Genomic DNA, 12,376 nt, shown 5'->3' with positions numbered 1-12,376 from the left:
CATAAGAAAAGAGAGACAAAAGATATGACAGCTACATTGACTAAAGGAAATGAGACTAAAGCACTTCTTTTATTTAGCATACCTATGATTTTAGGTAATATGTTGCAACAGCTTTACAACGTAGTAGATACTTTAATTGTAGGTAGAACTTTAGGGCCTAATGCACTTGCAGCAGTTGGAGCCTCCTATGCGTTGATGGTACTATTAACTTCTATTATTCTTGGATTATGTATGGGTAGTGGTGTAGTCTTTGCACAGTTATTTGGTGCTGGAAGAATAGAAGAATTAAAAATAAGTATTGTTAATGCTTTTGTATTAATTTGTGTATTAACCTTGATAATAGATTTAGTAGCGTTTTTATTACTAGATCAATTGGTAGTATGGTTAAATGTGCCGGTAGAAGCTATGTCTTACATGATAGATTACTTGAGGATTATTTTTCTAGGTATGGGCTTTGTTTTTATTTATAATTTTTTTGCTGCGGTACTTAGAAGTATTGGCAATACTATGGTTCCATTATTATTTCTAGGAATATCAGCAATCATTAATGTTGTTTTAGATATTGTCCTTATTGTTAATTTTGGTATGGGAATTGAAGGCGCCGCTGTTGCTACAGTGGTAGCACAGGGCGTGTCAGCTGTCCTTATTGCCATATACTTTTTCAAAAAGGCAGAAAGCATTTGTCCTCGAAGAAACCATATGAGATATGATAAAAAGCTACTAGGCTTAGTAATTAACAACTCTATTTTAACCAGCATTCAGCAATCTATTATGAACTTTGGTATTTTAATGATTCAAGGGCTTGTAAATAGCTTTGGCGTAACAGTAACAGCAGCGTTTGCTATTGTAGTGAAAATAGATGCCTTCGCTTATATGCCAGCACAGGATTTTGGGAATGCCTTTGCTACCTTTGTAGCTCAAAATGCGGGAGCTAAAGAGCATAAGCGTATTTATAAAGGAACCTTGGCAGCAGCTAAACTGTCCATAGCCTTTTGTGCTATAGCATCACTACTAGTATGCTATTTTGCTAAGCCGCTGATGTTGTTATTTGTTGAACCAAAAGAAATGGAGATTATTAGGTTGGGCATGCAGTATTTACATATTGAAGGTGCGTGCTATATAGGGATAGGTATTTTATTCTTGCTCTATGGCTTTTATAGAGGTTTGGGTAAATCACAAATGTCCATCATATTAACTGTTTTTTCATTAGGGACAAGAGTGATATTAGCATACTTATTAGCTCCCATTCCAGAAGTAGGCCTATTAGGTATATGGTGGGCCATTCCAATAGGGTGGGTTATAGCAGATATAATAGGTATTTTATATGGGGTAGTAAAAAAGGAAGAGTTATTAGTTATAGAACATTTAGAAGAATACATGTAAAATAGAATTGAGTTTAAAAGGAGTGCAGTCAAACTATTTACTAGGTTTGATTGCACTCCTTTTTCATATTACTTAAAGTTTTTTGGCAAGTATTTTCTTGTATTGTTTAACATTTCTTCAAATAGTGCTTCAGCTTCAGCATAAGGAAGTGTAACTAATGGGTCATTTATAAAAGCAGAAAAAGCAAGTTTTTTATTACCTGATAGGCCAGCTTCCACAATAGTTTCTTGATTGCTGACATGAGTAGCTACCATACCATAGATAGGAGTTGGTATATTCCCAGCCATAATAGGTTCTACTCTATCTTTTCTAAATAAAGCATTAGTTTCTACGATAGTTCCTAGTGGTAAGTTAGGGATTTGACCTGTATTAGGAATATTAACATTAGTCACTAAGTCTGTCAGGCCTAAGAGTGCTTTGATTTGAAGAACACCTTCTTCTCCTGTTTCTTTAAGTTCAAAAGCTTCTTCGCCATTTGCCAGACGTGTACTACGCTCTAAGCGGCTATTTAAGTCATTGATACGCCAATCTACAGTAGTCAGGCCAAATTTCCATTCAGCAACAGTTTCAGGATCTTTAAGATACCATTTGCCATTTACAGCTTCAGCCAGATGACGATCTCCAGCTGCAGCGATAACGCCAAAGCGTCTAAATAAGTCAAATTTAACACGCTGAGCAGATTCAAAGGAGTTGTTCATCCAGTGGTCTTTATCATCTTCTTCAAAACCTGTTTCATAGAACTGATTCACGAAGCTTTCATACATAGGAAATAGGTCTTTACCTTTATAAGTAGCTTCAGTAATCCAAGTAAAATGGTTAATGCCTAATACATTAATCTTGATATCCTGCCTGGATACATTTGGCGTTCCAGTCACTTCTTTAATCATGCTGGCTAAAAGCTTTTGAGTACCAAATACTTCATGGCAACATCCAAAGGCTTTGATCTCTGGAAATACTTTATAAAGCGTTTTAACACAAATAGACATAGGATTGGTATAGTTAATAACCCATGCAGCAGGAGAATAAGCTTTAATGGCAAGGGCTATTTCTTCATACATAGGGATAGTTCTTAAAGCTCTAATATAGCCACCTGGTCCTACTGTGTCACCAACAGCTTGATAGATACCGTATTTCTCTGGGGTATGTACATCGGAATACATTTCTTTAAAAGTACCAGGTAGGATGGAAATGACTACAAAATCAGCGCCAGTTAATGCTTCTTTTAAAGAAGAAACAGCTTTATAGTTCCAATGAGCTTGAATATCTTTTAGCTCATTAAGTTTATTACCGATAATTTCATTTGTTTGAGCAGCATGCATGTCAATATCATAAAGTCTTACAGTTCCACTTAAGCTAGGTTCAGAAGCCAGGTCACTCATAAGTCCCCAAGCCCATCCTCTAGAGCCTCCTCCAATATAAGCAATTTGTACATCTTCTACTTTATTTTCTATATAGTTCATTAGCTTCACCTCATAGTAGGAATTTATAGAATCTTAGGTGTATTATAAGACAAAATAGTATGATATGATTATGATATATTGCGTTAAAACATTAATAAACAACATATTTTGCGTATGAGGAGAAAAGAGAGGATGAGTAAGTATAATTTAGACCTATTATGGAATGAACGACTGTTTAATATTGAATATAAGAAGTATACAAATAAAGATAGTATGGTCGAAACACACTATCATCTACATTATGAAATATATTATCAATTATCTGGAGATCGCTATTATTTTATTAAAGATAGAACCTATCATATTAAAGAAGGTACCTTAGTTTGGTTAAATAGTGAAGATATTCATAAGACCCTCTCAGCCAATCAATCAGTAGGAGAACGTATTCTTATTAACTTCAAGAGGTCATTTTTATCAGAAATTAGTAATCTGCAAGTAGAACGTTTACTTAAAACCTTTAATGAAAATCGATGTGTATTGCAGTTAACACCAGCTCAAAAAAGCGAAGTGGAACAATTATTAGAAAAAATGATGATAGAAAATAAAAGAGAAAAAGATGCTTTTTATAATCAACTACTGTTTTGTGAACTATTAAGTTTACAGCAACGTTATATGAATGAGGCCTCAAAGGAAGAGATTACGCCTATGAGTACATCTCCTAAGCATGAAAGAGTGGCAGAGGTAGCTCAGTACTTAAATGAAAATTACAGTAAGAAGATTACATTAGAAGACGTGGCTAAAGCGTTTTATATTAGCCCATACTATTTAAGTAGGACTTTTAAAGAAGGAACAGGTTTTAATCTTATTAATTATCTTAACTACATTAGAATAAAAAATGCAAAGATTTTATTAGATACTACAGATAAAATGGTGATAGATATTTCACATGAAGTGGGCTTTGAAAGCACAACTCATTTTGATAGGGTATTTAAAGACCTAGAAGGTATGACGCCATTGAAGTACAGGAAACAAAAAATAATAATATAGAATAAGCTATTATAGTACAAGAGTTAAATAAGAAAATAGGAGTGCTAAAAACACTCCTATTTTGAGGATAAGGAAAAGAGATTAATTGATATGATCACTCTTGAAACCTTCTCGTTTGATAGAATGTTTTTTTGCATTTGGATTATGATTTTGGTTTTCTGCCGTTAGTGGTGTTTGATAGTTACACTTTCTCATACGTGCTTCTTTGTTATCGATTTGGCTGTCTTTTGCCATAGCTTATCACTCCTTTAAGTTGGGTTAAGATTAGTTTGTGATTTTTTTGTGTTTGATATAAGTTTAAATTTTTGCCATATGCATGCTAAGTATAAGAAAGCCGTAAAATGAGTAATTGGTGAGGTAATCATTTATTAAGCAGTACTGTCTTTATAAAATCTACTTTTATGAGCGTGCAGAGTATGATAAAGTGGAGAATGGATAGGAAAATAATAGAAAAATAGACATGATTAAATTTGAGTTAAATAAAATAGATTACATAGAAAATGAGGGGAAAGTATGGAAACAAAACAGAATATATTAAAAGGGGCTATGATTTTAAGCATTGGTGTCATGCTCAGCAAAATTATTGGCCTAGTATATAGGATTCCATTAACTAATATTATTGGAGATGAAGGAAACGGACTGTATTCCTCAGCTTATCAGGTATATATCATTATTTTAACGTTAACAGCTACAGCTATACCAGCGGGACTTTCCAAACTTATTGCAGAGCGAGAGGCAATAGGAGAGCATAAGGAAGCAGAACATATTTTTAAGGTTACTTTAAGAGCAGGTTTTATTTGTTCTTTGATATTAGCAGTCATAGTTGTCTTAGGGGCAGATGTGATTGCAGATTTGTTTTTTAATGGAGAAAATGTTGGGCAACCTATTAGAGTACTTGTTCCAACCATTTTAATCATGACAGTGGTAGCCAGCTTAAGGGGCTATTTTCAAGGCCTGGGTAATATGGTCCCAACAGCTTCCTCACAAGTAATAGAGCAGATTTTTCATGTTGTTTTTACAGTAATACTAGCATACTATCTGATTGAAAAATCTCTTTTAAGTGCAGTAACAGGTGCAACTTTAGGCACTTCTATAGGTGCTTTAGCTGCGCTTTTAGCATTAATAGTAACCTGTTTGAAGATAAAAAAGGAAAGAAAGCCTGTTTTAGAAGCTCAAAAAAACTATCATCAGGAAAGTAATAAGGTCATTTTAAAACAAGTACTTGCGATTATGCTACCTATTATTATTAGTACGTGTGTATTTTCTATTATGACTTTTATTGATCTAAGTATGATTACAAATCTGCTACCTGAAAGTCTAAGTCAGCTGAAAGCAAGTGGACTTATTGAGGCAGTGCCAGTAGCAGACGTAGCTCATTTAGAAATCGGAAAGATAGCAACTAGTTTAAAAGGCCAGTATGGTTTTCAATATAACACATTCATTAATATTCCTATCTCTATTATTGTTCAAATAGCAGCAGCTTCTATACCAGCTATTGCAGCTAGTGCGGTTATCAATAAAAGAAAAGATATTAATGAAAAGATTAAAATGATTTTTAAGTTGGGGATGATTATTGCAGCACCCACAGCTGTAGCCTTCTTCTTATTTGGAGAGCCTATTATTGGACTTGTTTTAAGAAAAGCAACAGGGGGAGAACTCTTGTCAGCAGGTGCTGTTAGTTTAATCTTTATTACTATTGCCCAGCTTAGTGCGGCTGTATTACAAGCTATGGGAAAACCTAAAGAGGCTTCTGTTCATGCTATTTTAGCTTGCATTGTTAAGGTTGTTATTAACTATATATTAATACGTATACCACAGTGTCATATTTTTGGTGTCATTTACAGTACAACTATTTGCTATGCTATCTATGGCAGCTTAAATCTCATTTACTTATACCGCCACTTTGCAATAAAACTAGAGTGGAAACAAGTGGTTGTAAAGCCAATTATATGTGCTGTTATTATGGGTGCTATTTCGTACGGTTTATATGTAGTGATGAATCTATTAATGGGAAGAGAAAAGCTTAGCATGTTATTGGTGATACCAGTTGCCATAGTAGTATACTTCGTTGTAGCTATATGGACTCGCACCATTAACAAAACAGATTTAGAAGGGCTACCAGGTGGGAAGAAATTACAGCGTTTTATAAGAATATGAGTTAGTAGGGGGATTTTATGATATCAAGAACCTGGCATGGAATAGTGCCACTAGAACATAAACAGAGATTCAAGGATTACTTAAATAAAACAGGAGTAAGCGATACAATGGCTATTCAAGGGAATAGAGGTGCCTATGTGAAAATAGTAGAGCAAAATGAATGGGCACATTTTTTCCTTTGTACTATATGGGAGACAATGGATAGTGTTGTTGAGTATGCTGGGAGTAATCCTGAAATTGCAGTTACATATCCAGAAGATGAACAATATGGATTGATTTCAGATCCCATAGTGATTCATCAGGAAGTTTCAAGTTCCCAAAATCCGTTTATATAAAATAGGCTTACTGGCCTGTGGTAGTAAAGCCAGAACAAGGCTTCTAATAAAAAAGCGTCATGCCAAATGAACTGACCCAATAAGTTAGACCTAAAAATCTAACTTATTGGGGTCACATCATGTGAGGGCATGACGCTTTTTTCTATAAGGTAAGCTGAATTGAGAAAATTTAAAAAATATCTTGAATGTGACGTAACGTAATGAATTATAATGTAAACAGGAGGTTATAAATATGGAAAAATACAAAGCGACACCGGAAGGATATATGACAGTTGGTGAGGCTGCAAAGAAAATGGGCGTTACCGTCCGCACCTTGCAATACTATGATAAAGAAGGAGTACTTTCGCCATCTTCAGAAAGTGGAGGAGGCCGCAGGCTTTATACGGATAAGGATGTGATTAAACTTTATCAAATTCTGTCGCTAAAACATCTGGGGTTTTCATTGGATGATATAAAAAATCGCCTCATCTCTCTTGATACTCCCACAGATGTTGCGAATGCACTTACAAAACAAGCTGCCGCTATACGTGAAAAGATAGAAAACCTATCAGCATCTCTAAAAGAGATAGAAACGTTGCAAGAAGAAGTGTTGCAAATACAATCAGTGGATTTCAAGAAGTACGCTGATATTATTGTAAATCTGCAAATGAAGAATGAATTCTACTGGGTTATCAAGCATTTAGATGATAGGACTCTTGACCATTTTCGGTGCCACTTCGATAAGGATAGTAGCTTAGCAATGATGGAGACTTTCACACGCTTAATCGATGAAGTGATAGGGCTTCAAAAAGATGGCGTACTGCCTGAAAGTGAGAAGGGTCAAAACCTTGCCAAAGAGTTTTGGAAAATGCTTATGGAATTTACGGGTGGGGATATAAGTATGCTACCAGTACTTATGGAGACAAAAAACCTTAATGGTCCGGACAATGAATGGAAACAAAAACAAGCAATTGTCAACATTTTTATAGAACCGGCTTTAGAAGCCTATTTTACAACATTGGGTTATAATCCGGTAGAGGAGGGAGTAAAATGAGCTACGCCATACAGATTGATAGGCTAAAGAAAAGTTATGGGAATCATACTGTACTGAAGGGCTTGAGTTTCAATGTGATGAAAGGTGAAATTTTTGCATTGCTTGGCGTAAACGGTGCAGGCAAAACTACAGCCCTTGAATGTATCGAGAGCTTACGAAAGTATGATAGTGGCAGTATCGTGGTGAATGGCAAGAGGGGTATTCAGTTGCAGTCGGCGTCTCTCCCTGACCATATCAAACCCATGGAAGCTGTAAGGTTATTTGCAAAATGGAATAAAACAAAAGTAGACTATTCTATGCTTGCTGCTCTGGGGATTAACGAGCTGGCAAAAAAGCTATACACAGATATGTCAACAGGGCAAAAGCGGCGTTTGCACCTTGCCCTCGCCTTGATCAGTGATCCGGATATTGTGTTCCTGGATGAGCCCACTGCCGGACTTGATGTTGAAGGTAGAATATCACTTCATGACCAAATTCGAAAACTGAAGGCACAGGGAAAGACCATCATTTTAGCTAGCCACGATATGGCAGAGGTTGAAAGCCTGTGTGACCGCATTGCTATTCTGAATGATGGCAATATTGCCTTTTTGGGTACTGTTGCAGAATTGACCTCAAAAATTGGCAAGCGCTATACCCTTCATATCAAGACCGAGCAAGGTGATGAAGAATTTGAATCTGACAATATCGGGGATACCATGCTGACTTTGCTTGAAGATTTCAAGCAGCGGGGAATTAGCGTGTTGGACATTAAAATAGACAGGGGAACGCTAGAACAGCATTTTATTGACATAGCAAGGGGGAATGGCGAATGAGTGCATTTTTATACGGAGTGGCATTGCAATGGAAACTGGATATACGGAGCAAATCACTACTTATTACTTGTTATGTGGTTCCTCTTTTATTCTTTGCTGTTATGGGGGGGATGTTCACATCCATAAACCCCCAGGCTAAGTATACGCTTATACAATCCATGACTGTGCTAGGTGTATCAACTGGCGCACTGATAGGTTTGCCACCTTCCCTTGTAGAGATATACGGAAGCGATATAAAGAAAGTGTACAAAGCCAATGGTGTGCCGTTGTATCTTGGCATGGTTTCTATGTTTTTGTCAGCGTTTATTCATCTACTGATTATGTGCGCGATAATATGCATCATCGCCCCCATTGCTTTTGATGCGACGCTACCAGCAAGTCTGCCGTTGTATTTTAGCTCACTTGCAGTTTTTATTGCAGTATCATTAAGTATTGGGAGTGTCTTAGGGCTATGGGTAAAAAACCAAGCAAAACTTACCATGATTTCACAAGTGATATTTCTGCCATCCATTATGCTATCGGGGATTATGTTTTCTACTAGTTTACTTCCTAGATTTTTTGAGATTGTAGGGAAAATATTACCTGCAACTTGGGGGTATCAATTGATTGTGGACGAAGGTTTTTATTTTGGCAACCTGTGGCCTTTATTAGCTATTCTCTTAGGCGCGGTTATACTATGTGTTTTTTTGCTAAGAAGGCTGAAATCAGAATAATGAGCTATTGAGAGGAAGAGGTTTCCGTGTGAAAGACATGGGAACCTCTTCCTCTTGGTGTAAGGCTTCGGCTTATGTCAATACATACGTTGGGAGAGAAAGATTTACAGTGAAAAATTTAGTTGATATAAGCATAAGTTTGACTGTACTTAAATTTAGGAAGCTGTGATGATTGATTTGAGAGAATGATGCATAAGAAATTAGCTTAGTTGTCATCATAATACTAGAGGGAGAGGAGGAATAGGAGGGGGTAGAAGGCAGTTATAAAAAATATAAAATCCTAAAAAATCAACATTAATCATAATATGCTTAAAATGTGATGAATATGACGGAATAATGATGAATAATGATTATAAGTGATGTATACAAGATGAAGTTAAGATGGAAATAGATTACAATGAGATGAATATAAAAAAGGTCCAACGAAATGTAAATATATGGTATTGATAAAGAGATAAAATATCTCTTATAATAAAAAGAAACAGTAATTATATTGAAGATAAGAGGCAAATGATGGAGAAGACAATTACAATACAACAAGCAGCAGCCCAGCTTTTAGCTGAGTACAAAAAACCTCTTAAATCTAAAGATTTAGCAAAATTGGCACAAGAAAGAAGGCTAGTTGCTCCAAGTACAGCTAAAGACCCTATTCAATCCTTATCACAGACACTAGAGCGTAATATTAGATTAGATAAAGGAAATAAGCCAAGATTAGTATTTGTAGAAATAGAAGAAGGCCGTGCCATAGGCTTACCAGAGTGGTATGAAGAAAAGAAAATAGAGAAAAAGATAGCATGTGAAAAAATTGAGATTCCTTTACCTGCTGATCTCTTAAATAAGATAAAGATATACCAGACGAGTTTTAATTTCTATAGTATTGAGGAGGCAATTATTCAATTAACTAAAAAAGGATTAGGTGCAGCGTCGCAAGAATTGATTGATAGACTCAAGATAGAACTTGATGAATTAAATTAAGATCAACATAAATGATAGAAAGCCCATGAATTTCTAATGATTCCAACAGAAATTTATGGGCAATTTTTATATATGAGTGATAAAAAAACAGAATCAAATAATAGAGAAAATCATGAATAGAAAGGAATATCTTTCTACGCGTACCTACAATATAAACAAGGATTGGAAATTTGATATCATATGTGTTAAGCAAAAATTCAAAATTAATTTATTGACCGAGTGGTTTGTTTTTGTTATACTCTAAAAATAGACCATATGGTCAATAATGCTTATAGGAGAAAAGTAAATGAAGCAAAATGAAAAAAAACAATTAAGCCAAGATAAAATTTTAAACGCTGCCATTATAGAATTTGGAACAAAAAGTTACGAAAATGCTTCATTAAACAATATATGTAGTGACAATAAAATCTCTAAAGGACTTATTTATCATTACTTCAAAAATAAGGATGAGCTTTATTTATGCTGTGTTAAGATTTGTTTTGATGAACTTACAAGATTTCTTGACAGTAAAAAATATGTTTTCACTGATTTTCAAAAAGACATCAATCATTATCTTGCTTTGAGATACCGTTTTTTTCATGAAAATCCAAATTACAGTAATATCTTTTTTAACACGGTGCTGCAGCCTCCAATGCATTTAAAAGAACAAATCAAAGAGATTAGAAAAGACTTTGATGCACAGGGGCTTCAGTATTATAAGAATGCACTTAAAAATATTGTTTTGCGAGAAGACATTACTGAGGAAGAAGCAATAGGATATTTCTTTATTTTCCAAGAAATGTTTAATGGATACTTTCAAAGCAAGGCATATGAGAGCTCCGATTTTAATTCTTTAATTGAAGCACATGAAATGAAATTATCTAAATTCTTAAATATTATGCTTTATGGCATGGCAAAAGAGAGGAGAGAATAATGTTACTTTTAATACTGAGACTTTTGATGGCAATTGGTATTGCATTTTTTGCTGGAAAACTGGTTTCAAAGATTAAGCTACCAGCAATTTTGGGGTGGTTACTTACAGGAATGATTCTAGGTCCCCATGCATTAGGACTTGTAAATGACGCTATTTTAGATGCCCAGTGGTATCATATCATTGTAAATATTTTAGAATGTGCAGTCGGTCTTTTGATTGGGACAGAACTTGTTTGGAAAAAAATTAAAACAACAGGAAAACAAATCATAATTACAACTCTAACCCAATCTCTAGGGACATTTTTTGTGGTAACCTTGCTATTTGGCGTTGTTTTCTACTTTACGAGTATACCTCTTTATCTAGCAGTTATCTTCGGGGGGATCGCACTTGCAACTGCACCTGCACCTGCGCTTTCTATTGTACGTGAATTTAATACGGATGGTCCTGTGACAAAAACATTGATACCCATGGCAGCCCTTGACGATATGGTGGCAGTTATTGTATTTTTCACAACCATTTCAATTATATCTGCCAATATTTCTGAGCAAAAACTACCTTTTTATATGATTCTAGTAGTAGTGTTACTGCCAGTTGTTATTGGTATTGTAACAGGGCTAATTGCAGGCTGGGTGCTAAAAAAAGAACGAACTGCATCTATTACTCTAGTACTGCTCATAATCACTTTACTTATTTCTTCAGGCGTTGGGTTTATATTCAACTATTGGGTAATGCCAAAGCCAGTCCTTAACTTTATGATAATTGGTATGGCCTTTTCTGCAACCTTTGCCAATATGATTTCAGAGGAACGCTTAAATCAAATCATGCATGATTTTAATCCTATCCTAGGTGTTTCTATGATTGTTGTTATTTTAAATCTGGGAACACCTCTTGACTATCATTTGATTCTAGGTGCAGGTGTGTTCACGGCAGTTTATATTATTGCAAGGGCAGCAGGTAAATACGGCGGCGCATTTCTAGGGGCAAGTATAACGCACTCACCTGAAACTGTTAGGAAATATTTAGGTCTTACCTTATTACCACATTCTGGTGTTTCGCTTGTATTTACAGGCATTGCAGTTTCTGTTTTAACCATCCCGGCGCCTGAATGTGCAAAGATTATCCAAGGTACCATTGCGGCAGCAGCAGTTATAAATGAAATAATTGCTGTAATCGTATCTAAAAAGGCATTTGAATGGGCTGGAGAATTTAATAAGAGACAGGATTTAAGCAATGAATCAAATAACCTATAGAGAAATTCAAAAATGACATTGAGCCGCGTACACTCAATGTTATTTTTTTATAGCGTTATTTCAAAAATTAATTCCTTTGTATTTACATCAGCATGTAGATAGTATTATTTTTATATAAGCAAAATTGTTTTCCAACTGATGCGATAGATATGAGATAGTTAAAATATTTGAGAAAAACATGGGGAATAAGTGTTATAATAAAAGAGATAAGTATTAAGGAATTAGAAATATGAAAAGGCATTCAAAATATTTTTTTAGAGATAGAAAAACAAATGTATGTCAAATAAAAACAATTATGCACACAAATGAATGGAATAAAATGTAATATTGCATTTTAATAAAAATATATTGACAATTA

At 35.0% G+C, this 12,376-nt stretch carries 12 protein-coding genes; 10 read left to right on the top strand and 2 right to left on the bottom strand.

All coding sequences use genetic code 11. From position 1 onward, the window contains the following. Nucleotides 1–24: 24 nt before the first annotated feature. Nucleotides 25–1,383, top strand: coding sequence for an MATE family efflux transporter (locus tag EKH84_RS01165; protein WP_127064790.1), 1,359 nt, complete (start codon nt 25–27; stop codon nt 1,381–1,383). Nucleotides 1,384–1,451: 68 nt separating this feature from the next. Here the strand turns inward: EKH84_RS01165 and EKH84_RS01160 are convergent, their stop codons facing one another. Continuing rightward, nucleotides 1,452–2,843 carry a family 4 glycosyl hydrolase gene (locus tag EKH84_RS01160; RefSeq protein WP_127064789.1) on the bottom strand — a complete coding sequence of 464 codons (1,392 nt, stop codon included), beginning with the start codon at nt 2,841–2,843 and terminating at the stop codon, nt 1,452–1,454. 132 nt (nt 2,844–2,975) lie between these two features. On the opposite strand from EKH84_RS01160, the gene EKH84_RS01155 reads away from it, so the two are divergent. Beyond that, entirely contained in the window at nt 2,976–3,830 is an 855-nt protein-coding gene (locus EKH84_RS01155) for an AraC family transcriptional regulator (RefSeq protein ID WP_190283447.1), read from the top strand. An 81-nt stretch (nt 3,831–3,911) separates the two neighbouring features. Here EKH84_RS01155 and EKH84_RS21785 read toward each other — a convergent pair whose 3' ends face one another. Further along, nucleotides 3,912–4,064 (bottom strand): hypothetical protein, encoded by a 153-nt coding sequence (locus EKH84_RS21785; RefSeq protein WP_013658920.1) that lies wholly within the window; start codon nt 4,062–4,064, stop codon nt 3,912–3,914. Nucleotides 4,065–4,343: 279 nt separating this feature from the next. Here EKH84_RS21785 and EKH84_RS01150 point away from each other — a divergent pair, with 279 nt between their 5' ends. The 8 genes from EKH84_RS01150 (at nt 4,344) to EKH84_RS01115 (ending at nt 12,018) form a co-directional block, all read left to right on the top strand. Next, nucleotides 4,344–5,987, top strand: coding sequence for a putative polysaccharide biosynthesis protein (locus EKH84_RS01150; RefSeq protein WP_127064787.1), 1,644 nt, complete (start codon nt 4,344–4,346; stop codon nt 5,985–5,987). A 17-nt stretch (nt 5,988–6,004) separates the two neighbouring features. Then, complete coding sequence (locus tag EKH84_RS01145; protein ID WP_127064786.1) at nt 6,005–6,322, top strand: hypothetical protein; 318 nt, start codon at nt 6,005–6,007, stop codon at nt 6,320–6,322. 232 nt (nt 6,323–6,554) lie between these two features. Further along, the gene (locus tag EKH84_RS01140) at nt 6,555–7,355 is read left to right on the top strand and encodes a MerR family transcriptional regulator (RefSeq protein ID WP_127064785.1); all 801 of its coding nucleotides are present in this window, start codon (nt 6,555–6,557) and stop codon (nt 7,353–7,355) included. Beyond that, entirely contained in the window at nt 7,352–8,167 is an 816-nt protein-coding gene (locus tag EKH84_RS01135) for an ABC transporter ATP-binding protein (RefSeq protein ID WP_127064784.1), read from the top strand. The genes EKH84_RS01140 and EKH84_RS01135 overlap by 4 nt, the downstream gene beginning before the upstream one ends. After that, complete coding sequence (locus EKH84_RS01130) at nt 8,164–8,880, top strand: ABC transporter permease (protein WP_013658915.1); 717 nt, start codon at nt 8,164–8,166, stop codon at nt 8,878–8,880. Before EKH84_RS01135 ends, EKH84_RS01130 begins: the two co-directional genes overlap by 4 nt. Before the next feature lie 513 nt (nt 8,881–9,393). Next, entirely contained in the window at nt 9,394–9,855 is a 462-nt protein-coding gene (locus EKH84_RS01125) for an HTH domain-containing protein (protein WP_190283446.1), read from the top strand. Between the two features lie 286 nt (nt 9,856–10,141). Beyond that, the gene (locus tag EKH84_RS01120) at nt 10,142–10,768 is read left to right on the top strand and encodes a TetR/AcrR family transcriptional regulator (protein WP_127064782.1); all 627 of its coding nucleotides are present in this window, start codon (nt 10,142–10,144) and stop codon (nt 10,766–10,768) included. After that, nucleotides 10,768–12,018 carry a cation:proton antiporter gene (locus EKH84_RS01115; RefSeq protein ID WP_127064781.1) on the top strand — a complete coding sequence of 417 codons (1,251 nt, stop codon included), beginning with the start codon at nt 10,768–10,770 and terminating at the stop codon, nt 12,016–12,018. The genes EKH84_RS01120 and EKH84_RS01115 overlap by 1 nt, the downstream gene beginning before the upstream one ends. The last annotated feature ends 358 nt before the right edge of the window (nt 12,019–12,376 follow it).

It is taken from the genome of Cellulosilyticum sp. WCF-2 (assembly GCF_003990395.1).
Lineage (GTDB): Bacteria > Bacillota > Clostridia > Lachnospirales > Cellulosilyticaceae > Cellulosilyticum > Cellulosilyticum lentocellum.
The sequence above is the reverse complement of the archived record's forward strand: the minus strand, read 5'-3'. Positions and strand labels throughout refer to the sequence as shown.

Coding starts and splice junctions, on each gene's coding strand:
- EKH84_RS01130 (WP_013658915.1), top strand. CDS start 8,164: ATGAGTGCATTTTTATACGGAGTGGCATTGCAATGGAAACTGGATATA.
- EKH84_RS21785 (WP_013658920.1), bottom strand. CDS start 4,064: ATGGCAAAAGACAGCCAAATCGATAACAAAGAAGCACGTATGAGAAAG.
- EKH84_RS01120 (WP_127064782.1), top strand. CDS start 10,142: ATGAAGCAAAATGAAAAAAAACAATTAAGCCAAGATAAAATTTTAAAC.
- EKH84_RS01160 (WP_127064789.1), bottom strand. CDS start 2,843: ATGAACTATATAGAAAATAAAGTAGAAGATGTACAAATTGCTTATATT.
- EKH84_RS01140 (WP_127064785.1), top strand. CDS start 6,555: ATGGAAAAATACAAAGCGACACCGGAAGGATATATGACAGTTGGTGAG.
- EKH84_RS01150 (WP_127064787.1), top strand. CDS start 4,344: ATGGAAACAAAACAGAATATATTAAAAGGGGCTATGATTTTAAGCATT.
- EKH84_RS01155 (WP_190283447.1), top strand. CDS start 2,976: ATGAGTAAGTATAATTTAGACCTATTATGGAATGAACGACTGTTTAAT.
- EKH84_RS01115 (WP_127064781.1), top strand. CDS start 10,768: ATGTTACTTTTAATACTGAGACTTTTGATGGCAATTGGTATTGCATTT.
- EKH84_RS01135 (WP_127064784.1), top strand. CDS start 7,352: ATGAGCTACGCCATACAGATTGATAGGCTAAAGAAAAGTTATGGGAAT.
- EKH84_RS01145 (WP_127064786.1), top strand. CDS start 6,005: ATGATATCAAGAACCTGGCATGGAATAGTGCCACTAGAACATAAACAG.
- EKH84_RS01125 (WP_190283446.1), top strand. CDS start 9,394: ATGGAGAAGACAATTACAATACAACAAGCAGCAGCCCAGCTTTTAGCT.
- EKH84_RS01165 (WP_127064790.1), top strand. CDS start 25: ATGACAGCTACATTGACTAAAGGAAATGAGACTAAAGCACTTCTTTTA.